General features: G+C 53.1%; 20 protein-coding genes and 1 pseudogene. 8 read left to right on the forward strand and 13 right to left on the reverse strand.

Translation table 11 applies throughout. The features are described from left to right. Positions 1 to 16 precede the first annotated feature (16 nt). The 4 genes and pseudogenes from prmC to ACOZIO_RS02010 all read right to left on the reverse strand — a co-directional run. Complete coding sequence (gene prmC, locus ACOZIO_RS01995) at positions 17 to 850, reverse strand: peptide chain release factor N(5)-glutamine methyltransferase (RefSeq protein ID WP_129951340.1); 834 nt, start codon at positions 848 to 850, stop codon at positions 17 to 19. Continuing rightward, on the reverse strand, positions 850 to 1,932 hold the full coding sequence (gene prfA, locus ACOZIO_RS02000; protein ID WP_129951341.1) for a peptide chain release factor 1: 1,083 nt from the start codon (positions 1,930 to 1,932) through the stop codon (positions 850 to 852). Before prfA ends, prmC begins: the two co-directional genes overlap by 1 nt. A gap of 32 nt (positions 1,933 to 1,964) precedes the next feature. Next, positions 1,965 to 3,227 (reverse strand): glutamyl-tRNA reductase, encoded by a 1,263-nt coding sequence (gene hemA, locus ACOZIO_RS02005; RefSeq protein WP_129951342.1) that lies wholly within the window; start codon positions 3,225 to 3,227, stop codon positions 1,965 to 1,967. Positions 3,228 to 3,485: 258 nt separating this feature from the next. Then, positions 3,486 to 3,572: pseudogene (locus ACOZIO_RS02010) on the reverse strand (STM2901 family protein); the annotation flags it as partial. Positions 3,573 to 3,848: 276 nt separating this feature from the next. Here ACOZIO_RS02010 and lolB point away from each other — a divergent pair. The 3 genes from lolB (at position 3,849) to prs (ending at position 6,447) form a co-directional block, all read left to right on the forward strand. Then, complete coding sequence (lolB, locus tag ACOZIO_RS02015) at positions 3,849 to 4,472, forward strand: lipoprotein insertase outer membrane protein LolB (protein ID WP_129951343.1); 624 nt, start codon at positions 3,849 to 3,851, stop codon at positions 4,470 to 4,472. A gap of 1 nt (position 4,473) precedes the next feature. Further along, on the forward strand, positions 4,474 to 5,337 hold the full coding sequence (ispE, locus tag ACOZIO_RS02020) for a 4-(cytidine 5'-diphospho)-2-C-methyl-D-erythritol kinase (RefSeq protein WP_421594873.1): 864 nt from the start codon (positions 4,474 to 4,476) through the stop codon (positions 5,335 to 5,337). Between the two features lie 162 nt (positions 5,338 to 5,499). Then, positions 5,500 to 6,447, forward strand: coding sequence for a ribose-phosphate diphosphokinase (gene prs, locus ACOZIO_RS02025; RefSeq protein WP_013575591.1), 948 nt, complete (start codon positions 5,500 to 5,502; stop codon positions 6,445 to 6,447). 123 nt (positions 6,448 to 6,570) lie between these two features. On the opposite strand, the gene ychH is transcribed toward prs, so the two are convergent. Next, positions 6,571 to 6,849, reverse strand: a complete 279-nt coding sequence (ychH, locus tag ACOZIO_RS02030; RefSeq protein WP_129951345.1) for a stress-induced protein YchH — start codon at positions 6,847 to 6,849, stop codon at positions 6,571 to 6,573. Between the two features lie 294 nt (positions 6,850 to 7,143). Between ychH and pth the strand changes: the two genes are divergently transcribed. Next, positions 7,144 to 7,734 (forward strand): aminoacyl-tRNA hydrolase, encoded by a 591-nt coding sequence (gene pth / locus ACOZIO_RS02035; protein ID WP_037034067.1) that lies wholly within the window; start codon positions 7,144 to 7,146, stop codon positions 7,732 to 7,734. Between the two features lie 73 nt (positions 7,735 to 7,807). Here pth and ACOZIO_RS02040 read toward each other — a convergent pair whose 3' ends face one another. From ACOZIO_RS02040 to ACOZIO_RS02065, 6 genes are all read right to left on the reverse strand, one after another. After that, positions 7,808 to 9,721, reverse strand: a complete 1,914-nt coding sequence (locus ACOZIO_RS02040) for a cation-translocating P-type ATPase (RefSeq protein WP_421594874.1) — start codon at positions 9,719 to 9,721, stop codon at positions 7,808 to 7,810. 12 nt (positions 9,722 to 9,733) lie between these two features. Further along, positions 9,734 to 10,777, reverse strand: a complete 1,044-nt coding sequence (gene hflK, locus ACOZIO_RS02045; RefSeq protein ID WP_129951347.1) for a protease modulator HflK — start codon at positions 10,775 to 10,777, stop codon at positions 9,734 to 9,736. Further along, on the reverse strand, positions 10,774 to 11,811 hold the full coding sequence (gene hflC, locus ACOZIO_RS02050; protein ID WP_377422912.1) for a protease modulator HflC: 1,038 nt from the start codon (positions 11,809 to 11,811) through the stop codon (positions 10,774 to 10,776). The genes hflK and hflC overlap by 4 nt, the downstream gene beginning before the upstream one ends. Continuing rightward, entirely contained in the window at positions 11,808 to 13,778 is a 1,971-nt protein-coding gene (locus ACOZIO_RS02055) for an SPFH domain-containing protein (RefSeq protein ID WP_421594875.1), read from the reverse strand. Before ACOZIO_RS02055 ends, hflC begins: the two co-directional genes overlap by 4 nt. Positions 13,779 to 14,031: 253 nt before the next feature. Next, complete coding sequence (locus ACOZIO_RS02060; protein ID WP_129951350.1) at positions 14,032 to 14,676, reverse strand: hypothetical protein; 645 nt, start codon at positions 14,674 to 14,676, stop codon at positions 14,032 to 14,034. Positions 14,677 to 14,955: 279 nt separating this feature from the next. Continuing rightward, positions 14,956 to 16,437 (reverse strand): SulP family inorganic anion transporter, encoded by a 1,482-nt coding sequence (locus ACOZIO_RS02065; RefSeq protein WP_421594876.1) that lies wholly within the window; start codon positions 16,435 to 16,437, stop codon positions 14,956 to 14,958. A 218-nt stretch (positions 16,438 to 16,655) separates the two neighbouring features. Here ACOZIO_RS02065 and ychF point away from each other — a divergent pair, with 218 nt between their 5' ends. The 3 genes from ychF (at position 16,656) to ACOZIO_RS02080 (ending at position 20,683) form a co-directional block, all read left to right on the forward strand. Continuing rightward, positions 16,656 to 17,747 carry a redox-regulated ATPase YchF gene (ychF, locus tag ACOZIO_RS02070; protein WP_129951352.1) on the forward strand — a complete coding sequence of 364 codons (1,092 nt, stop codon included), beginning with the start codon at positions 16,656 to 16,658 and terminating at the stop codon, positions 17,745 to 17,747. 191 nt (positions 17,748 to 17,938) lie between these two features. After that, positions 17,939 to 18,286 carry an HNH nuclease YajD gene (gene yajD / locus ACOZIO_RS02075; protein ID WP_129951353.1) on the forward strand — a complete coding sequence of 116 codons (348 nt, stop codon included), beginning with the start codon at positions 17,939 to 17,941 and terminating at the stop codon, positions 18,284 to 18,286. 189 nt (positions 18,287 to 18,475) lie between these two features. After that, complete coding sequence (locus ACOZIO_RS02080; protein ID WP_129990689.1) at positions 18,476 to 20,683, forward strand: TonB-dependent receptor; 2,208 nt, start codon at positions 18,476 to 18,478, stop codon at positions 20,681 to 20,683. A 70-nt stretch (positions 20,684 to 20,753) separates the two neighbouring features. On the opposite strand, the gene ACOZIO_RS02085 is transcribed toward ACOZIO_RS02080, so the two are convergent. Together ACOZIO_RS02085 and ACOZIO_RS02090 are read right to left on the reverse strand one after the other, a co-directional pair. Next, a complete protein-coding gene (locus ACOZIO_RS02085) occupies positions 20,754 to 21,935 on the reverse strand; it encodes a sensor histidine kinase (protein ID WP_129951355.1) in 1,182 nt (393 codons plus the stop codon). Next, entirely contained in the window at positions 21,932 to 22,630 is a 699-nt protein-coding gene (locus ACOZIO_RS02090) for a response regulator (protein WP_421594877.1), read from the reverse strand. Before ACOZIO_RS02090 ends, ACOZIO_RS02085 begins: the two co-directional genes overlap by 4 nt. 384 nt (positions 22,631 to 23,014) lie before the next feature. Here ACOZIO_RS02090 and ACOZIO_RS02095 point away from each other — a divergent pair, with 384 nt between their 5' ends. After that, the gene (locus ACOZIO_RS02095) at positions 23,015 to 23,653 is read left to right on the forward strand and encodes a nitroreductase family protein (protein WP_129990686.1); all 639 of its coding nucleotides are present in this window, start codon (positions 23,015 to 23,017) and stop codon (positions 23,651 to 23,653) included. Positions 23,654 to 23,777 lie beyond the last annotated feature (124 nt).

A 23,777-nucleotide genomic window follows, 5' to 3' on the forward strand; every position in this document is an offset into this window, starting at 1 on the left:
TTTCTTAGAATCCGCGTTAAGGGTGCCACTGTCCGAGGCTGACCCGATCGTTATCACCATAGTCTTTAATCGTCGCGATCTGCTGATAACCGGCATCGTGCAATAACGCCTGGACGTCAGCCGCCTGCTGCCAGCCATGTTCGAGCAGTAACCAGCCTCCCGGATGAAGATACGCGGGTGCAGCCTGAATAATATGCGCCAGATCAGCCAGACCGGCATTTTCTGCCACCAGCGCACTGGCGGGCTCAAAACGCACATCCCCTGCCGCCAGATGCGGATCGGCGGCATCGATGTACGGCGGATTACTGACTATCAGCGCGAAACGCTCACCGGCTACCGGTGAAAACCAGCTGCCGTGCAAAAAACACGCATTCAGGATATTTAACTTCTGCGCGTTATGTCGCGCGAGCCGGACGGCATCCGGTTGCAGATCGACACCGGTCACCTTGCAGTCAGGGCGTTCGCTGGCCAGCGCCAGTGCAACCGCGCCGGTTCCTGTGCCGAGATCCAGTATACTGACGGGTTCAGAAGGCAGACGGGCCAGTGCCTGTTCGACTAAGCATTCGGTATCAGGACGGGGAATCAATGTCGCGGGAGAGACTGACAGAGGCAACGACCAAAATTCACGCTCGCCGGTCAGATAAGCCACCGGTTCACCCTGCTCACGTCGCGCAAGCAAAGTATCCAGGCGTTGCAGTTGGTCGGCCGTCAGCGGTGTTTCACCAAAAGCCATAATAAAAGTTCTTGCCCGGCCGGTCACAAAGCCGAGCAAAATTTCAGCATCCCGCTTCGGGCTTTCACCCGCAGCAAGACGGCGGGCAGCCTCACGCAGCCAGGACTGAAAATCCATCAGTCCTGCTCAGATAACGCGGCGAGCTGATCGGCCTGATATTCCTGCACGATCGGCTGGATCAGACTGTCCAGTTTGCCTTCCATCACTTCATCCAGACGGTAAATGGTCAGATTGATGCGGTGATCAGTGACGCGCCCCTGGGGGAAGTTATAGGTACGATTACGATCTGAACGGTCACCGCTGCCAAGCAGGTTGCGGCGCGTCGAGGCTTCTTCAGCCTGACGTTTTGCCACTTCTGCCGCGCGGATACGCGCGCCCAGCACAGACATCGCTTTGGCTTTGTTTTTGTGCTGTGAACGTTCGTCCTGACATTCCACCACGATACCGGTTGGTATATGCGTAATACGAATGGCGGAATCGGTGGTGTTAACATGCTGACCGCCAGCGCCCGATGAGCGGAAAGTATCAATACGCAAATCACCCGCGTTGATTTCCGGCAGTTCAGCTTCCGGTATTTCTGGCATGACTGCGACGGTACAGGCCGACGTATGAATGCGTCCCTGAGATTCCGTTTCCGGCACACGCTGGACGCGGTGGCCGCCTGATTCAAACTTGAACTGACCATAGACGCCATCACCACTGATTTTGGCGATCACTTCTTTATAGCCACCGTGCTCGCCTTCGCTGGCGCTCACAATTTCCACCCGCCAGCGGCGCGCTTCGGCGTAACGGCTGTACATACGGAATAAATCACCGGCAAAAATAGCCGCTTCATCACCGCCGGTTCCGGCGCGAATTTCCAGGAAGCAACCGCGCTCATCATCGGGATCTTTGGGTAATAACAGAAGCTGTAGTTTTTGTTCGAGTTCTTCGATAGTCGTTTTGCAGTCTTTGATTTCTTCCTGCGCCATTTCGCGCATCTCAGGATCATCGAGCATCATTTCAGCCGCTTCTAAATCGTCCTGCGCCTGACGCCAGGCAAGGAAACATTCAGAGACGGCGGTTAACTGAGAATACTCGCGGGAAAGACTGCGGAATTTATCTTGATCGGCGATAACGCCGGCATCGCCAAGCATCGCCTGCACTTCTTCGTGGCGCTCTTGTAACGCTTCCAGTTTGGCAACAATAGAAGGCTTCATGCGTGGTGTATAACCCTGTGAGAAAAGGAGAACTATTGCTGACCCAGCCCGAGGCTGTCGCGTAAAATTTGCAAACGCTCCACGTCACCGTCGCTGGCTGCCTGTTGCAATGAACGGGTTGGCGCGTGAATAAGACGGTTTGTCAATTGGTGAGCTAATTCATGGATCACCGCTTCGACGTCAGCGCCCTGCGCAATGGCGGCCAGAGCTTTGGCCTGTGCGTCGGCGCGAATGATATCAGCACGCGAGCGATAATCACGAATAATTTCAACGGCTCCCTGCGAACGCAGCCAGGCCATGAAATTGGAACTCTCCTGCTCAACGATGGTTTCCGCCTGAACAGCCGCGGCTTTACGTTGTGCAAGATTGTTTTGAATGATGCTGTGCAGGTCATCGACACTGTACAGATAGGCGTTAGGCAGCTTACCTACTTCCGGTTCAATATCGCGCGGAACGGCAATATCCACCATCAGCATGGGTTGGTTACGGCGGGCTTTTAACGCACGTTCCACCATGCCTTTCCCGATAATGGGCAGCGGACTGGCGGTAGAACTGATGATAATGTCGGCTTCCGCCAGACGGGAATCGATATCCTGCAGGCTGATCACTTGTGCATTCACTTCGGTCGCTAGCGCCTGCGCACGTTCACGCGTCCGGTTGGCAATCATCATATGACGCACATTATGCTGATGCAGATGACGCGCGACCAGTTCGATCGTTTCACCTGCACCGACCAGCAACACGCTCACATCAGAAAGGGATTCGAAAATTTGGCGTGCCAGCGTACAGGCAGCAAACGCGACAGAAACGGCGCTGGCACCGATATCGGTTTCCGTACGCACTCGCTTGGCCACGGAGAAGGATTTCTGGAACAAACGCTCCAGTTCACCTGAAACCGCCTGCCCGTTTTGTGATTCTGCGAAGGCTTTTTTGACCTGCCCGAGAATTTGCGGCTCGCCCAGTACCAGAGAGTCCAGCCCGCTGGCAACACGCATCAGGTGGCTGACCGCTTCATTATCATGATGCCAGTACAGGCTTTTGCGCACTTCATCTTCACTCAGATGGTGGTAATCGCATAACCACTTCACCAGCTGTTCCTGCAGGTTTTCCTGCTGCTCAACACTCAGGTACAGCTCAGTGCGGTTGCAGGTAGACAACACGACGCCGCCCTGCACCAGCGGTTGCTGGAGCAGACTGGAGAGCGCCTGATCGAGGGTCTCGGGTGAGAATGTTACCCGTTCACGCAGAGACACCGGGGCGGTTTTGTGATTGATACCTAATGCAAGCAGGGTCATAGGGAGAGCGATTTTCGGCTTATACTTTATAATAGTATGGGTTTACGTCTGTTGCGCATTCTACAAGATGCGCGAGATCAATAAAAGGTGAACAGCATCTTCGGTTAAATATGATGTGGGTTTATGTCTGTCCTGGGTGAAAAAACGCACAGATAGCGGCTTGCAGCATGATTTTTGGAATGTATCGCCCATACTGTTATTCCTGTTATTCATTTGCATTCAGCGCAGCATTGCCCCCCAAGAATTTTCATCGCAATGCATCATCCAAAAAAATAATTCGCCTGCACTTAAATTTGATGTTCCATCGTAAAAATAAGTTCCGTTTAATTGCTCAACCGTATCCATTCGTTATATCCATTCAATTTGAAGGGTTTTAAAATACTCTTGGTGGCTGTTGCAGGCAAGATTGTAAGGTTTGCTGACCCGCGTGTCGCGTGTCATGCCTTGAAAGATGTCATCTAAATTAAATCGTTTTACACATCAGCATTGTCCCAAAGTCTTTCAATCGCTGATCATCTGCGCTGGGTTGAGATCACCCGCCGCGCGGGCTGTGCTAAACTGACGCTCGCCACATTTGTCCTGGTAACTCATTTCGCCAAAGCACAAAGGATTTAATCGGTTATGCCAATGCGTAAAGCACATTTCGTTCGCCTTCTTCCTCTTGCAAGTTTAGTTCTTGCCGCCTGTTCCATAAATGCACCCAAAGGCCCGGCAACCAGCCCGACCTCTGCGCAATGGCGTGAGCATGAAGCTCAGGTTAAACAGCTTGAGCATTATCAGACCCGTGGCTCTTTCGCTTATCTTTCCGATAAGCAAAAAGTTTATGCGCGCTTCTTCTGGCAACAATATTCCCCGGACAGCTATCGTCTGTTGCTGACCAATCCGCTGGGCAGTACGGAAATGGAATTGAAAGTGCAAAGCGGGATTGCGCAGCTGACCAACAATGAAGGCAAGCATTACACCAGTGATAATCCGGATGACATGATCCAGAAGCTGACCGGTATGTCGATTCCGCTGGCTAATCTGCGTTTGTGGATGCTCGGTTTGCCAGGTGACGGCACCGATTTCACACTCGACAGCCAGTACCGCCTGTCACAAGTTAAGTTCACGCAGAACGGAAAACCGGGTACCGTGGTGTATCAGAGTTATGATGAAGATGCCAAACCGTCCCTCCCGCAACGTCTGGAAATGACTCAGGGCGAACAGCGTATCAAGCTCAAAATGGATAACTGGACGCTAAACTGATATGACGCAGCAATGGTGGCCTTCTCCGGCTAAACTCAATTTGTTTCTTTATATCACCGGACAGCGTCCGGATGGCTACCATAATCTGCAGACCCTGTTTCAGTTTGTAGATTACGGTGACAGCCTGAGTTTTAACGTCCGCGCCGACGGCAATATCGTGCTGGCCACACCTGTTGAAGGCGTGGCGGATGCAGACAATCTGGTGACACGTGCCGCACATCTTCTGCAACAGCACACAGGCACGTCTCAGGGCGCAGACATTACATTGCAAAAACGTATTCCGATGGGGGGCGGTCTGGGGGGGGGGTCTTCCAATGCCGCCACCGTGCTGGTGGCACTGAATGCAATTTGGAACTGCGGTCTTTCCGATCCTCAACTGGCTCAAATAGGGGTGACGCTGGGCGCGGATGTGCCCGTCTTTGTGATGGGCCATGCTGCGTTTGCTGAAGGCATCGGCGAGATCTTACAGCCGGTCGAACCGGCAGAAAAATGGTATCTGATTGCACATCCGGGTGTCAGTATTCCGACGCCGGTAATTTTTGGTGATCCTGATCTGACCAGAAATACACCAAAACGCACTGTTAATGTGCTTTTGGACACGCCTTACGCAAATGATTGCGAACCGATTGCGAGAAAACGTTTTTACGAGGTTGAACAGCTACTTTCTTGGCTGTTAGAATACGCGCCGTCGCGACTGACCGGAACCGGTGCCTGTGTGTTTGCAGAATTCAACACCGAATCTGCCGCCCGTCATGTTTTAGATAAAACACCGTCGTGGAGTCGGGGTTTTGTCGCACAAGGTGTTAATGTATCGCCATTACACCGTTTTCGTGACGTCTGGTTGAGAACTGCGGGCAAAGCGTAGAGAGTCACAGAGATTTTGTGTCTGTTCTTTGCCAGCCAATTATTCAACAGATTTAAGTAGTAAGATTTAGAAGTATCGTGAGCATAATGCTTTGGTACCGCTCACCGCCCGGTGGTGCCAAAAGCCAATGTCTTCCCTGGACGCAAGCCTGAGGTTCTTCTCGTGCCTGATATGAAGCTTTTTGCTGGTAACGCCACCCCGGAACTAGCACAACGTATTGCCAACCGTTTATACACCAGCCTTGGTGACGCCGCCGTCAGTCGTTTCAGCGACGGCGAAGTAAGCGTGCAAATTAACGAAAATGTACGTGGCGGAGATATTTTCATTATCCAGTCCACCTGCGCGCCTACTAACGATAACCTGATGGAACTGGTGGTCATGGTTGATGCCTTACGCCGCGCCTCCGCTGGTCGTATCACCGCCGTTATCCCTTACTTCGGCTATGCACGTCAGGATCGCCGGGTGCGTTCTGCCCGTGTGCCTATTACCGCTAAAGTTGTGGCTGATTTTCTGTCCAGCGTTGGCGTTGACCGTGTTCTGACCGTAGACCTGCATGCAGAGCAAATTCAGGGTTTCTTCGATGTGCCTGTAGACAACGTTTTCGGCAGCCCTATCCTGCTCGAAGATATGCTGCAACAGAACCTGGAAAACCCGATTGTTGTTTCTCCGGACATCGGCGGTGTTGTCCGCGCCCGTGCCGTGGCAAAACTGCTGAACGACACTGATATGGCTATTATTGATAAACGTCGTCCACGCGCAAACGTTTCTCAGGTAATGCACATTATTGGTGATGTCGCCGGTCGTGACTGCGTACTGGTTGATGACATGATCGATACCGGTGGCACGCTGTGTAAAGCGGCTGAAGCACTGAAAGAACGCGGTGCTAAACGCGTGTTCGCGTATGCCACTCACCCGATCTTCTCCGGAAATGCAGTAGAAAACATCAAAAACTCCGTGATCGACGAAGTGATTGTATGTGACACCATCCCGCTGTCCGCAGAAATCCGTGCACTGAAAAAAGTACGTACCCTGACCCTGTCAGGCATGCTGGCTGAGGCTATCCGCCGCATCAGCAATGAAGAATCCATTTCTGCAATGTTCGAGCATTAATCATCATGCCCCTGTGTTCAGGGGGCATTTTGCTTTTGCAGAACCTGAAATGCAAAAACCGTTATCGCGAAAGCGACAACGGTTTTTTTATGACCCGGAACATCAGAACATTCTCTGATACACTCAGGAATGACGGTGTGATTTACCGTTCGTGCAGCGGGAATCGAAATGACGCACCCACCAGTACCTGTCTGCAACACGCTCTTGCCCACCGACTCTGGCACCGGCCAGCCATAAAATAGCACCGATAAAGATACTCCCAATGGCTCCGTGGGCCAGAAATTGCGGTAACCCCAGTTCAGGCATCTGATTCAGGATAGAATAACCAACACCACCGACCATTGTGAGCAAACCGAGTCCCATCAGGCCATTGCCGATTATTGTTGCGGTTTTACGTTTCATAAGTCACCTCCGGTTGTCGATAGTCTTAGCATCATTGCTGTCTTGTCTTTTCCTGCCTTTAACTATAGACGTCCCATCCGGTTCACTTTGCGGTCATGATCACAGACAGAGCATATTGAATGACAAATCTTTACGTTTTCCAGACAGATACGTTCGAAAGGTTAATAGTCAGCGCCATGAACTATTCAGTTTCTGATGCATCGGCAGGAATTAACGCTGCCAGGTGTTTGGCACAACCACCAGCGACAGGTAAACTAGCCCGCTACACCTCACCGGATTAAAGAAGCGAACATCGTGAGCAGCATTAAATTGATCGTTGGGCTGGCCAATCCCGGCGCAGAGTACGCCCAGACCCGCCATAACGCCGGCGCCTGGTACGTCGACCTTCTCGCCCGTCAGCACAATCAGCAACTGAAAGAAGAAAGTAAGTTTTTTGGTTACACCGCCCGACTGTCACTGGCAGGTCAGGATGTCCGGCTGCTGGTGCCGACCACCTTTATGAACCTCAGCGGTAAAGCAGTTCTGGCGATGGCTCAGTTTTATCGCATTGAGCCGGATGAAATTCTGGTGGCACATGATGAGCTGGATATCCCACCCGGTATGGCGAAAATCAAACTGGGTGGCGGCAATGGTGGTCATAACGGCCTGAAAGATATTCAGAGTAAATTCGGCAATAACCCGAACTTTTACCGTCTGCGTATCGGTATCGGTCATCCTGGCGATAAAAGTAAAGTGGTAGGATTTGTGCTGGGTAAGCCACCGGCCAGCGAACAGAAGCTAATCGACGATGCGATTGATGAATCACTGCGCTGTACTGAGTTGCTGATGAAAGAAGGTTTGGAAAAAACCATGCGTCGGTTACATACTTTTAAAGCAGAGCTTTAAACACCACTTTGCGATCAGTACTGACGATAACGGGCGCAAATGTTTGCGCCCGTTTTACTTTCCATTAATTTATCTAAAGTGGTTCGTCAAAACGCAGCAAACGTCCGGCATTGCCCAGCACCAGCAAGGTACTCAGATTATGCAGCAGTGCCGCAATCAGCACACCGCCTACGCCCAGTAAACCGGTGGCGGCAGCCACCATCACTAACAACGTCCAGCCCAGCCCGATGAACACATTGATTTTGAGCGTTTTACGGCACGCCCGGCTCAGGCGGACACAGGTGCCGAGACGACGCAAATCACTGCCAATCAGCACCACATCGGCGGAGGCCAGCGCAATATCGCTACCGCCCGCGCCCATCGCAATGCCGACAACGCCTGCTTTTAACGCCAGAGAATCATTAATGCCGTCACCGACCACCATCGGCCGGAATCCTTGCGCAATTTCCGCTGATACCTGATGCAGTTTATCTTCCGGTAAGGCCTGTGCGACCACATCACTGATGCCCAGCTCACTGGCAATACGCTCAGCCACACTGGCGCGGTCACCGGTCAGCAGAAGCTGTCGTTGCAGACCCAACTGACGCAGTTCGGTTAAGGCGGTTAGCGCCTCAGGCCGTAAAGAATCTGACAGAAGTAACCAGCCGAGAAAACGCCCGTTTAGCGCCAGCCCGACCAGCGGTCCGTCATGCTCAGGTTCGGCAGTCACCGGGATAGCATTCCGGCTGAAAAATGCCGGACGCCCTAACAGGGCCTCGCCTTGCGCCGTTCGCGCACGCACTCCCATCCCCTGTTGTTCTGATATATCTTCCAGCGGCAAGTATTGTTCACGCGGCAGTAACTTCGCCAGCGCACGGCTGACCGGATGGCTGCTCGCGGCACCGAGACTGGCTGCCAGACAGAGCACAGCGTCAGAAGATTCCTGTCCGGCCAGAACCGTACGCTGCAAATGCAATTCACCGTGCGTCAGCGTGCCGGTTTTATCGACCACGATGGCATTCAGATCCGCCAGTTCCTCAAGAAATGCCGAGCTGCGGATCAGAATGCCGTGACGCGCGGCCACAGCGATACCGGCTATTGCCGTCGCGGGTGCGGAAAGCACCAGCGCGCAGGGGCATGCTGCCACCAGCACCGCCAGCATGGAATGGGCATCCTGCGTGACGAACCAGGTCGCGGCAGCAATCAGCAGAATAAGCACCAGGTATTGCCCGGCATAACGCTCAAGCAAACGGGTGATCGGCGGTTTGGCATGCTCCGCTTTTTGCATCAACGCAATCACTTTTCCGAGCGTAGCATCCGCACCGGTGCGCGTGACTTCAACGCAAAGCAATCCGTCGAGATTAATGGCACCGCCGAACACATCGTCACCCACGCGGGCTTCCTGTGGTACTGATTCTCCGGTGATCGGTGCGGTATCGAGGCTGGCGCTGCCCGTTAACACGCGGCCATCGGCGGGTAACCGGTCACCGGCGCGCACTTCAATCCGGTCACCGGTTCGCAACCGGTGGTTATCGATTTCCTCAATCTCACCGCCGGGCAACATCCGCCTGGCGCGGCTGCGGGTCAGATGGCTGAGTGCATTGATGGCTTCCTGCGAACCGATAACGCTGCGCTCTTCTAGAATATGACCCAAAATCATAATGCCCGGTAACAGTGCCGCGGTCATCAGATCACCCGTAGCCCACGCCCCCAACATCGCCAGCGCAATCAGCTGATCGGTAACGCCATGCAGGCTGGGGCTGCGTAAACTGTACAGGGCCGAGCGCAGCACCGGAACCGCCACCAGCAGTGACGCCACACCAAATAAAATTTGCCCGATGTCACTTTGCTGCGCAAACAAGCACTGCCAGATCCAGCCGCACAGCAACAGACCAAACGCCGCCATTGCCAGAAGTAACTGCATCGCCATGTTTCGTTGCTCATGACGCGTTAACAGCACACTTTTTGCCGGCGATGTTTGCGGTTCTTCAGAAGAAAAAGAAGTCACAGGAGCAATACCTCAGGGTTGAGATGATGGACGGTCTGGCCCCGGCAGGATCAGATGCGCGTCGTCATGGGGATCAACAGCCGTGACGCTGCCGGCATGAGCGAGGATCCCCGGCATCCGTTCACGCCATAAACGCCACAGCAATTCAGGCGAGTGGTCGTTAGCCAGTTGTACAATGGTTGCTGTATCCGTTGAGGCGCGCGCGATCTGCTCGCTGGCTTTGGCATGGGAAACCTGCACGGCACGATCTGCCGACTGAACCGCCTCCTGATGAACATGTGCGGCCTCGTTACGGGCAGTGGCGATGTTCTGTTCCGCTTGCTGGCTGGCCGTCAGTACGGCATTAAAGGCATCAACCGCCGCCGGTGGCAGTGAAGATTGCACATCAACGCGACGGACTTCGATCCCCGGGCTACTGCCCGCCGCCGTCAGCGCGGCAAGTTGCTGATTAATTGCCTGACGTAAATCACCACGCAGCCGCTCACGGCGTTCTGCAACAGAGATGCCGTTACTCACCATTTCAGGCCGGGCGACCAGAATGGTATCCAGATCACGGGAAGCACAAATCGCGACCGCCGCATGCTCAGTTAAACGATCCAGGGCCGGTAACACATGTTCCCCTTGCAACACAAACGCGACCGGATCGGTTATCACGTAATATACCTGCACATCCAGCTGAACCACGCCGGAATCGCCGGTCAGTAAATACCCCGCACCTGCGACAGCATCATTTTTCTCACCGCCGGTATTGGTCCAGGCAGGCACAATATTCTCTCTGAGCAAAGCCGTAACGTGATGTTCGATCACCCGGTCGGCGGCAGGCAAAATTTCAACATGTTCCAGCGGTTCCGGCCAGGCCAGCAGCAGCCCGGCCCCCGCCGTACGCGAAACGGCCCCGAAGCGCATCACCACCGCGCGCTTATCCGGTGCTATCTGCCGGACATTAGAGAACAGCCAGTTTGCGGCCGCAATCAGCGTCATGGCAAACAGCGCCAGGTAGGCCATACGCCCTGCCTGAAACCACGCATTTCCGTGAAAACGGGACAGCGGATTCATGGCGGCGTCCCGTTACTGGCGGCAGGTAATGACGGCGGGCCTTCCACCAGTTGCCGGAACGGTGCCGCATCAGTGCGCAATATCAGCTGAGTGCCTGGCGTGATCACGTTGTTGAGCGTGTCCAGCGATCGCAGCAGATCGTACAATTCGGGGTTACCGGCCCGGGCTTTGGCGTATATTGCCGTGCTCTCCAACTGCGCCTGCGCCTCAATATTGGCCGCGCTGACCAATGCATCGGCCTTAATCACGCGGGCATCGCGCTCAGCGGATGAGCGGATTTCTGCCGCCTGACGCTTGCCTTCAGCAGACCGCTCGGTGGCAATGGTTTCGCGTTCTGCCCGCATACGATCTACCGTGGCATCTAAGGTGACCGACGGCAATGTCAGGCGTTCAACGCCAACCTGCACCAGTTCGATGCCGTAGCTGTCAAGCAACTGACGGGCAATCTGATCATGCAAATGCTGTTCGAAGCCGGAAAGGCGGATTTTGCCGGCGTCTGTGTTCACCAGATCAGCCAGCGCAAAACCGCTGGTGGTGGTTTCCAGCGCCGAGCCGATAAAGGTGCGTATCTGCGCGGCGGCGATATCCGGCTGATTTTGTACCGCACGGATAAAACGCTGTACATGTTGGGGATCGTTTTTCACCTGCCAGACGGTATAAGCCTGCACGATGATCCGTAGCCCGTCACGCGTGCCGACATCCTGCAAGCCACTGGACGTTGTACGGATACGTAAATCCACCGGGATCGCCGTTTCCAGCGGCACCGGCAGATGCCACGCCAGCCCGGGTTGCAGCAGTACACGCACCGGATTACCAAAGCGTGTAATTACCATCGCCTCACCGGAACGCACCTGTACCAGACAGGCTGTGGCGGCAATCAGCGCCACCAGGACAACGGCAATCGTGACCCGCCGCCAGAGTCCGGGGGTTGCAGGCCCGGAATGATGATGGTGATGATGTCCGGCGCCGTGATGATGCCCACCATGTGCGTCATGATCATGTCCGTGGACTTCAGGTTGTGGAGAATCAGTCACCGGGTAATCTCCGCTTTAACAGAATGCGCCGCTTTATCCGCTGCGGGCGTAAATGGCAGGGTAAAACTTCTCAGATCCAGCACCGGTGGCGTTCCGCCGCTGATACGATGATCGATAATCAACACCTTCGGATGCTGCTGCATTGCCAGCGTCAGCTGACTGAAATAACGCCCGGTCAGGAACGACTGCCCGCCGGCCTGATATGCCTGATTTTCTGCGTTGAAGCGCAGCGCCATGATCTGCGCCTGATCGCGATTTTCGTCATTTTTGGCGCTGGCGGCATCCAGCGCCAAACGGGCAAATTGCTGTGCCGCATTCAGTTGCTGTGCAGCTTGCCCTTTCTCACCGGCAATCGCGCTTTGCGCCAATATTTGTGCCGCCTGTACGCCATGATAAGCATCCGCCGCACCTGCAGGCGGATGGATAGATTCAATCACTGTGGCCAGCAATTCCACGCCACTGTTGAGATGATCAAGCTGACTCTGTACTTTCCGGCCAATGTCAGCGGCAAGGCGTGTCTGTTCGCTACCCAACAGACTGTCGAGTGTGCGCGAAGAAAAATCATGTACCAGTACCTGATTGGCGATACTGCGGATCAGCACCGGTATATTTGCGGTGTGATAAAGGCTTGCCATGGCAGCATCATCGTTCATGGCGACCCGGTATACGAAGCGCACGTCCATGTCCATGATTTGGAAACTTTGCCGGTCGTTCGCGGCGCTGGCGATAATTTGGGATTTGTCGCTGCTGTGGCCGGAGTCCCACAGACGGTTGGCACTTTCCGGCGCCGGACCTTCGGCGGTGTCAGCCACCGTGACGGATGCGAGCGTCGCAGCGTCTTCTGACCCCGTGGTAAGTTCATGCACCTCACCGTTATCGACCAACAGCGTGCGGCCAAAAGGCCATGGCAGCCCGGCATGCAAACCCGGTTGCCTGACTGCCACCGGTTTACCGAAGGATTCATAGATCCCACGCTGGGTCAGTGGCACCTCGCTGATGCCCGTCAGCAGCCAGCCGGTCAGTAACAAAATTGCGGCCAGAGGTAACAGCGCACGGCGCATAAAATGAAATGCCCAAATCTGACGAAGATCGATACCAAAATGCTGATGCAGTTCGTTTTGCACAAACTGTAACGGACGCGGCGGCCAGCAAATTTGTGCAGCCAGCAGACTGCCCGCAATAAACTCAGGTTCTTTACCCTCCCGCAGCGGCGAAAACATCGCCATCAGCGCCCGCAGGACAAGCTCCAGCGCCACCAGTCCCGGTAACAATCCGGTAAACATCAGCAGATGCGCCGGCCACACCGAAGCACCATGGGCAAACATCAGCGCTAATGCACTCAGCAAAAAAACGCCAATCAGCATACGCAATATTGGCGCGAGTTTTGCCGCTTCCGGCCATTCCAGCGGGCTTTTAAGCGTCCAGTGACGTTCCAGAACCAGCACCGCAAAAGCGCAAAGAATGAATACCGTACCGGCAAAATACCCCGCAGCACCGGCGTCATTTGCCGGTAACGGTAATCGCCACAATAATGCGATAAGTAATAGTGCCGCTAACGCGGGAAATGCCTGAAAGAACACCTGCGCGTCGACATAACGTAAAACCGGGCGTATCCACGGCCGGGACGCCAGGCGCTGAGAAAATCCTGAAGAGGTATGTGGTGTGGTGTTTTCAGCCGCCATGTCAATGGCAGGCGCAAACTGTTGCTCACGCCAGCGACTGATGCGCCTCGCGCATTGCAGAGAGGCCGCACAAACCCACATCGCGGCCATGATATTGCCGGTCACCCACGGCCAGACTGAGTCAGGGGAAACTATATACAGCATCAGCAATATCAAATATAGCACGCTGCTGATCACCATGATGCCGTTGATAAGCCCGGTCAGCCAGCGTGTGTGGGAGGCGGCCACCTGAAAACTCAGAGGTTTACCGGCGTCATCAGTCCCGGATGCCTTGTTTGTGCTCATGTCTGCTCCGGCAGAGAAAAAATAACCCGCGACGCGGGCACGGAGCCAGCAATTACGCAGTCAGATGAGCGTAACGGTATAACATTACAGAATTTTCAGCGATATGAATTTGGCCGTTTTTTGCCACGAATTGTAAGCGTTTATCTTAAAAGTATGCGGACAGGCAGGCCTGCCCGCTGTCAGCGGTTTGACATCTGCGAGGCCAGGGAATGACACCCACAGATCTTCACCGGAGGCTCCGTTAATCTCTGCATTACTGACTAACGACAATCTGCCCGGAGAAATAAAAACGACCGTATAGGTTGTAAAGTATTGCCTCTATTTCTTTATTAGGATCTCTGCCATCTATGCGATATAACCCATAATTAGGATCAAGAAAATAAGTCAGAATCTCACTCATTCTTATAGCAGCGGTAACATGAAGGTTCTGATTTTCCCTGAGAAGATCAACAGATATGATCACCCCTTGTTTCGTAGATGAGTATGCATTCTCAACATCCAGCCCTTTAATATCCCTGTAATAAGTAAGTGGGTATTCTCTGTAGTATAACCCCGGGACATTGCGTTTAATTTCATTTATTCGTTGTTTTTTGTCCTTGTAAGCGGCTAAGAATTTCAAATGGGACTCTTTACCACCTGATAATACGTAGGCACGAATTCTGTCCATATAATGCGTCTGTTTTCTTGTTGAACGCTCAAATAAGACTTGCAGTGCTGCCTCATCAACATCTTTCGGGAAAACAGACTTTTGTAAGCATTTTTCAGCACTCTGACCCATGGGGCTTTTTAAAACATCGCCAAGCCATGTCAGCACCATTCCCATACACGCGCCTTTAGTTCCAATCTTATCCGCATACCGAACATAAGCTGGCATAATATTACTTATTAATCTATACATAGATCATCCTTAACTTCCCTTCCATTTAAACGAGTTTAATCTGTTAACAGCGAAAGCTATTCACCACCCCGCTGAATGACCAGGATATGAAAACCATACGCTTTTTATATAACAATCAATGATTAATAACTATTAAATATGATTCAGAGTATACCGTTCGGAAAATGAGATGATTATAGTAAAGTGTAAAAATAAAATAGATAACTGAATTTATAATTTCAAATTCAGTTATCTGTCAGATCCACAAAGATGGAAAATAAATTACATTTAACCTATTCGTTACAAATTATCTTCCGCAACATAATATTGCGGATCGTCGAGTTCATGAGAGCAGAAAGGCCCGGCTTTCTTAAGCAGACTGATGCAGTCATGACTCAGATGGCGCAGGCGGATGCTTTTACCGGCTTCAAGATAACGCGCAGTCAGCTTATCAATCGCCTCAACCCCACTGGAATCCATGACCCGCGTACCGGCAAAATCCAGCACCACATTTTGCGGATCGTTTTCAGGATTAAACAGTTCAGCAAATGTCGCCGCAGAACCGAAGAACAGCGGCCCGTCTAGTTTATACACCGTCAGATCGCCTTTGGTTTTGTGCTCACGAATACGGATACGCGCCTGTTGCCAGGCAAAAACCAGCGCTGAGATAATGACGCCGCTGATAACCGCCACAGCAAGATCGGTGAAAATCGTGATGACCGTGACAATCAGCATTACCAGCACGTCGGCTTTCGGCATACGGCGAAGACGCCGCAGCGAACTCCACTCAAAAGTGTTGTAGCAGACAACCAGCATAATCCCGGCCAGCGCCGCGACGGGCAGCAGACCAATATAACCGGAGAGACTGACCACAAACAGAATCAGCAGGATGGCCCCCACCGTACCTGAAATCCGCCCGCGACCGCCGGAGGTAAAATTAATGATCGATTGCCCAATCATCGCACAACCGGCGAAGCAACCGAACAACCCGCAAATGGCATTGCCCGCGCCCTGGGCGATACTCTCGCGGTTACCGTTGCCCTTCTGATTCCCCATTTCATCCAGCACCGTCATGGTCAGCAGCGATTCAATCAGGCCGACCAGCGCGATCACGACGGCATAGGGCAGCACGACTTTCAGCATATCCACATTGAACGGTGCAACCGGCAGGCTGAAATGCGGCAATGCTCCTGAGATATCCGCCAGATCACCCACCCGCAAGGTATGCAGGTTAAAACCGATCGCGACGGCAGAAACGATGATCAGCGCCGCCAGCGAAGCGGGAATGATTTTGGTCAGTTTCGGGAACAGCACCACCACCAGTATCGCCAGTAGCACCAGCCCGTACATCAGTGGCCCCTGCCCGGCAATCATGTGCAACTGAGCCAGCATAATGACAATCGCCAGACCGTTCACGAAGCCGTGAACCGCAGGCAACGGCACCAGCCGGATAAATTTTCCGAGGCGGAAAACCCCAATCAGTATCTGGATCATCCCGGCAAAAATGGTCGCCCACAACACGTATCCCATACCGTGTTGCGCCGCCAGACTCATCAGCACAACTACAATGGAACCCGCCGCGCCCGAGACCATGCCCGGTTTACCGCCAAACAGTGCCGTTACCAGCCCGATAATAAACGCCGTATGCAGACCGACAATCGGTGACAACCCGGCAACCAGTGAAAAGCCGACCGCCTCAGGGATCATTGATACCGCCACCACGAATCCGGCCAGCGTTTCATTCTTCACTTCAGACAACTTCAGACTACGCGGACTAAACATAGAACATCCGGTACATTTCCCGATCAGTTAAAAAATTGTGACAAGTATCTAAAAATGAACCAGACGAGGCAAGGTTTATCCTGTGTGCTGATATCAGGGACGGCCACAAGCGGATCGAGATAAATGTGGTTCTCGTGTATAATGCGGGGAATTGTGGTCATTACATCGTGCGGTTATATTTAATCGTTTGATAATTAAGATATTAAGGTGAGAAAAACATGGGATTCAAATGCGGTATCGTCGGCCTGCCGAACGTCGGTAAATCTACGCTGTTCAATGCGCTGACCAAAGCGGGTATCGAAGCGGCAAACTTCCCGTTCTGCACCATCGAACCGAATACCGGTGTGGTACCTATGCCCGATCCGCGTCTCGACCAGTTGGCAGAAATTGTAAAACCCCAGCGTATCCTGCCTACTACCATGGAATTTGTGGACATCGCGGGCCTGGTAAAAGGTGCCTCTAAAGGCGAAGGTCTGGGTAACCAGTTCCTGACCAACATCCGTGAAACCGAAGCGATCGGCCACGTGGTGCGCTGCTTCGAGAACGACAATATTATTCACGTTAACAATAAAGTGGATCCGGCTGATGACATTGATGTCATCAATACCGAACTGGCGTTATCTGACCTTGATACCTGCGAACGTGCGATTCATCGTGTGCAGAAACGCGCCAAAGGCGGCGACAAAGACGCGAAAGCAGAACTGGCCGCACTGGAAAAATGCCTGCCACAGCTGGAAAACGCCGGCATGCTGCGCGCGCTGGCTCTGACTGAGGAAGACAAAGCGGCCATCCGCTACCTGAGCTTCCTGACACTGAAACCCACCATGTACATCGCGAACGTTAATGAAGACGGTTTCGAGAACAATCCTTACCTCGACGTTGTGCGCAAAATTGCAGAAGCGGAAGGCTCAGTCGTCGTTGCTGTTTGTGCTGCGGTTGAATCGGACATCGCTGAACTCGACGATGCTGACCGTGAAGAATTTATGGCTGAGCTGGGTCTGGAAGAACCGGGCCTGAACCGCGTGATCCGCGCCGGTTATGAGCTGCTGAATCTGCAAACTTACTTCACCGCCGGCGTGAAAGAAGTCCGTGCATGGACCATCCCTGTTGGCGCAACGGCGCCGCAAGCTGCAGGTAAAATCCACACTGATTTTGAGAAAGGCTTTATCCGCGCACAAACCATCGCATTCGACGATTTCATCACCTACAAAGGTGAGCAAGGCGCGAAAGAAGCGGGCAAAATGCGTTCAGAAGGCAAAGACTACATCGTTAAAGATGGCGACGTGATGAACTTCCTGTTTAACGTCTGATTCCAAACTCAGCGCATATTGTTCTGAAACCTCTGCGAAAATCCACGTCATGGCGTGGATTTTTCTTTTTATCGCAAAGGTCTGCTTAAAAGTGGCTGTCCGGGCCTTCTTTCATTTCTCCTTCTGCCGCATTACGGGATATATTAGCGGCACAAACGTAAAATTATCTTTTTGTAACGGATAACATTTCAATGGCACTGATCCCAAAAAACTACCAGCGTCTGGAAAGCGGATATCGCGAGAAAGCGCTGAAAATCTATCCGTGGGTATGCGGGCGCTGTTCGCGGGAGTTTGTTTACTCAAACCTGCGTGAATTAACGGTTCACCATATCGACCATGATCATACCAATAATCCGGAAGATGGCAGTAACTGGGAGTTGTTATGTCTGTATTGCCATGACCACGAACATTCAAAATACACTGAGGCTGACCAGTACGGCACAACCGTTGTGGCAGGAGAAGATGCACAAAAAGATGTTGGCGAAGCCACCTACAATCCCTTTGCCGATTTGAAATCGATGCTTAATAAGAAAAAATAGAATCCGATGCCGTAACCCTGCGCATTCGCTTAAAATCCACGCCCTGCCGTGGATTTTTTTATGCTGTCTCCGCCCGCTCTCCCGAAAACATTTGCCCCTGAGATTTTTCTTGCATCCCAAAGCGCCATACGCATAATCGCAAATTCAAATAATAATGATTCTCAGTCCTTTTTACATTAGGGTTACACTATGCGCGAAAAAATTTCACCTGCGGGGTTTACACCGACCCTGCTGGCCCTGTTTGTCAGCGTCAGCTGCACGCCTGCACTCGCGGCCACAGCCCCTGCTCCGGCGACCGGTTCAACAGCTGCGGCGGGCGATACGATGACCATCGTCAGTACGCCGGATAATGAATTCCGGCCCGGCGGTAATCAGCTGGTTCCGGCCTATCTGGACGGCCAGGTGGCACATGGTGGCCGTCTTGGTATGCTTGGCGAACAGAATGCGATGGATGTGCCGTTTAACATCATCGGCTTCACCTCAAAATTGATGCAGGATCAGCAAGCCAGAACCATTGCTGACGTCGTGCGCAATGATGCCGGTGTTCAGAACGTTCAGGGGTATGGCAACTTCGCGGAAACCTACCGTATCCGTGGCTTCGAACTCGATGGTGATGACATGACGTATGGCGGATTACCCGGCGTGGTTCCCCGTCAGGTAATTGATACGTCATTAATTGACCGGGTGGAAATCTTCAAGGGTGCGAACGGATTACTGAACGGCGCGGCGACAAGCGGCGTTGGCGGCATGATTAACCTTGAGCCAAAACATGCGGATGACGCGCCGCTGACCCGCGTGGGTGTGGATTATACCTCTTCCTCGCAGGTCGGCGGCACGCTGGATCTGGGCCGTCGTTTTGGTGATGACAATCAGTTCGGTGTCCGTCTCAATGCCGTTAACCGCGAAGGTGAAACCGGTATTGATGGTGAGAAAAAACGCACCACCGCAGCCTCGCTGGGCCTTGATTATCGCGGTGATCGACTTCGTACCTCGGTGGATATGGGCTATCAAAAGAAAACCTTCCACGACGCCCGTCTTGGCGTAAATATCAGTGGTGTGGATTTCATCCCGAAAGTGCCATCCAACAGTCACAATTACAGTCAGGACTGGATATACAGCAATATTGAGTCCGAATTTGGTATGGCCAAAGCGGAATATGATGTGACCGATAACTGGACAGTGTATGGCGGCGTGGGTGCACAACATTCGCATGAAACCGGTGACTATGCCTCCCCTGCGCTGAAAGAGGCTGACGGAACGGCAACAATAGGCCGTCTGGATACCAACCGCATCATCAATAACTTCAGCGGAATGGCAGGCATTCGCGGCAATTTCGATACCGCATTTATTACCCACAAGGTCAATTTCGGTTATTCCGCCCTGACTTCACGCAATAATACCGCGTGGCGTATGGCCTACGGTGCCAATGCCGAAAACACCAATATTTATCACACCACGAATGTCCCGAACCCGACACCTAATCTGTCTGGCGGTCATTATGACGACCCGCTGACCACCGGGCGTAACCGGACTCAGGGCTATCTGTTAGCCGACACGCTGGGCATTCTGGATGACACCGTACTGTTCACCGTCGGTGCCCGTCATCAGAAAGTGATCGTACGTAATTACAAGAATGCGACCGGCGCTGAAGACGTGTCATCACGTTACAGCGACAGCCGCTGGATGCCGACGTACGGCGTTGTGTACAAACCGTGGCAGGTTATTTCCCTGTACGCCAACCACACCGAATCTTTACAACCCGGTGATGTGGCACCGGACACAGCGAAAAACTACGGTACAACCACCGGCATTGCGCATTCAAAACAAAACGAAGTGGGTGTAAAAGCGGACTTCGGGCGTGTTGGCGGTTCGTTTGCGTTATTTGAAATCAAAAAACCTTCAGGCATCCTCAACAGTCAGGATTTCTACGGCATGGACGGTGAGCAACGTAACCGGGGTGCAGAACTGAACGTCTTTGGCGAGCCGGTGCTGGGCCTGCGTCTGAACGGCAGCGCCACCTGGATTGATCCGGAAATGACCAAAACAGAAGACAATACCTACAACGGTAAAGATGCGATTGGCGTGCCGCGTTACAACCTGGTTCTGGGGGCGGAATATGACATTAAACCGGTTGACGGCCTGACGGCCACCGCGCTGGTGAATCATTCCGGCTCCCAGTGGGCAGACTCCGCCAACACGAAGAAAATTGACGCTTATACCGTTCTGGATCTTGGCGTGCGCTACCGGACCAAAATTAACCAAAATGATATGGTCTGGCGTGCGGGTGTTGATAACGTGACCAACGAAAAATACTGGTCAAATATCGACAGCACCGGAACCTATATCTATCAGGGAGAACCGCGTTCGCTCAAAGTCTCAATGACGTACGACTTCTGATCCTGATGTAAAAAACCGATATAAAAAAGGGATGCACACAGCATCCCTTATTTTTTGCAGTGCGGAGTTTTTATTGGCTGTTTTCCGGCGGCGGTAAGATGACCGTGATCTTCAGCCCGCCCTGCGTTTTCTTCGCTGCACGGATCTGCCCGCTATGAGCTTCACAAATCGCACGGGCGATGGATAAACCTAATCCGCTACCCCCGGAATGCCTTGCACGAGAAGATTCTGCCCGGCTGAAGCGTTCAAACATAACAGGCAGAAAACTGTCATCCACACCCGGCCCCTTATCCTGAAACGTTATCTCATAACCGCCATTGCGGGGGGCGATCGCGATGTCCAGACGCTGTCCTTCCAGCGCATAACGCAATGCATTCTCCATCAGAATGGTAAATACCTGCCCGAGCCGGAACGGATCACCGATATAACGGCACGGGGCACCCGGCGTCAGGGTGATATCAAAACCGGCTTTCGCCGACTGAGGTTTCAGCCATGTAATCCGCTCGCGCAGCAGTTCTGCCAGATCCAGCTCTGTCTTACTGAGGTTCAGCTGACCGGCATCCGCCAGCGACAGCAAATGCAGTTCGTCGATCAGACGGTTCAGATGCAAAAGCTGTGTCATCACCATCTGCAACTGCTGCGGCTCCGGGCGGAACACACCGTCCAGCATGCCCTGTAAACGCCCGACCGCCGCCGTGAGCGGCGATCGCAGTTCATGCGCCATCGCCACATGGGAGGCCCGCAACTCCCGCTCATAGCGTGAAAGTTGCAGCATCATGGCGTTAAAATCATCGGTGAACTGTATCAGCTCCGCCGGGGCATTTTTCACCGGCTCAGCCCGCGTATTGAAATCCCCCTGCGTGACCGCACGCGCCACCTGCGCCAGACGGCTAAATTGCGACGAAAGCGGACGCGCGGCTTTTAATCCCAAAATAGCGATAAACGGCGTCACCACTAATACCAGGATGCCAACCATAAGCCAGTCGGCCGAAGCGATGGAAGGATCGGAGTACCGCGCCCCCCAGCCCTGATCGACAATCTCATGAAAGCGCGTGAGGTTAAGATCCGGATTGTCCCGCAGCAGGTAGAATTCTGCCCTGAGCGCGGGAGACATATGGTGCAATACCCAGAGATTCTGAATGGCAAAACGCAGCCACATGCACAACGCGATCACGACCACACTGCCGATGGCCAGCGTCAGGACCCGCACACAAATCCAGCGCCACAAGGACTGATAATTTGACGGATTCATGGTTGTCTGAACCGGTAACCGACGCCACGCACGTTGACTAATACGTTAACGATACCTGCGGACTCGAGTTTTTTGCGCAGGTTATAGACATGCGTATCAACCACCCTTTCCAGCGCCTCGCTTTCCGGCAGACAATGTTCCAGTAAGTACTGACGTGAGAACGGTCGTGTCGGTGCCCGCATCAGTGTGCTCAGAACGCCAAATTCTGTTGGTGTTAAATCAAGATAATGCGATTCGCCCGAGGTTGAGCGAACCGCCGCCGTCAGCGCCTCGACATCCACGTCGAGTCCCTGCCAGCGCAACACGGCGGGGGTGCTGTTTTCCTCTGCTGCAACACGGCGCAGCACTGCCTGCACCCGGGCCACCACTTCCCCCGGATTATAAGGTTTGACCACATAATCATCCGCACCGAAACGCAGCGCGCCAATTTTATCGGGCATGTCGCCCATCGCTGTCACCATGATCACCGGCGTGGTGCTTTCACGCCGCAGCGATGCCAGAACATCGGTGCCACGCATTCCCGGCAGCATGACATCCAGCAGAATGAGATCCGGCTTCCAGCGCAGCGCGTGCTCCAGCCCGGAAAGGCCGTCACCGGCAATTTGCACGTCATACCCTTCACGTTTTAAATAAGCATCGAGAACATCTGCCGCATCGGCATCATCTTCAATAATCAGGATCCGCTTTGTCTGCATCGTGGTCGCCTTGACTGTTTCATCATAAATTCCCGGCAGTTTACTGCACTGCCTCTTCTTACTTCAGGTTTCAGACGCGGCTGCAATCCGCTACGAAACATACGTTTGGGTGATGAGGGATTATAATGATATCCAGAAAACTAATACTGCACATTACCTGTTTCAGTGTTTCCTGTATTGCCTCCCGGTTCGGCCTCCGGCGGGTGATCGTTACTGTCACCCGATCCGCAGGCAAAACCCTGCAAATTTCGCGGGCCACGCGCTTTCTGAGGGCTCAAAAGCATAAAACCCCGGATCCGGTTCATGCGATTATCGGGCGGCTATTTCGGGGATAATTGTCACAGGCAACGCCCCGCTTCCAAATTTATCCTTCAGGAAAAAAAGATGACGACCTTAAACGAAAAACTGGCCTGGCGTTACGCAACCAAGAAGTTTGATGCGACCAAAACGGTACCGGCCGAAAAGATTGAAAATATTATTGAGGCCGTGCGTCTGGCACCGACCTCAAGCGGCCTGCAACCCTTCGAACTGTTAGTGATCACCAATCCTGATATTCGTGCAAAAATCCGCACCGTTTCCTGGGATCAGGCACAGGTTACTGACTGTTCTCACCTGCTGGTATTCGCAGCATGGGATGACATCACACCTGAACGCGTGAACATGATGTTTGACCTGACCAATGAAGTCCGTGGTTTTAAAAACGAAGGCTGGGAAAGCTACCGCCAGAAGCTCTTGGCTATCGTTGCTGAACGCGGTACCGAAGCCAATTATCAGGCCGCCGCGCGTCAGGCCTACATTGGTTTAGGCGCCGCGTTGATTGCCGCCGCGTTTGAAGAAGTTGATGCGACGCCGATGGAAGGGTTTGATCCTATTGCCGTGGATGAAATCCTCGGCCTGAAAGACAAAAACCTGCGCAGTGTCGTGATCCTGCCGCTGGGCTATCGCGCCCATGAAGGTGACTGGCTGGTGAACCTGAAGAAAGTTCGCCGCAGCCGTGAAAACTTCGTGACCGAAATCAAATAATATCAGGCCACCGGCCCTGTCCGACCGGTGGCCTTGCCCCCTAAAAGTCTGCGTGCTTTACTGACTCCCTCTTGTCCACAGTGATCAACACCACAAAAATCCGCAATAAACAGATCCCTTATTA

The organism is Rahnella sp. PD4 (assembly GCF_049199325.1).
Classification (GTDB): domain Bacteria; phylum Pseudomonadota; class Gammaproteobacteria; order Enterobacterales; family Enterobacteriaceae; genus Rahnella; species Rahnella perminowiae.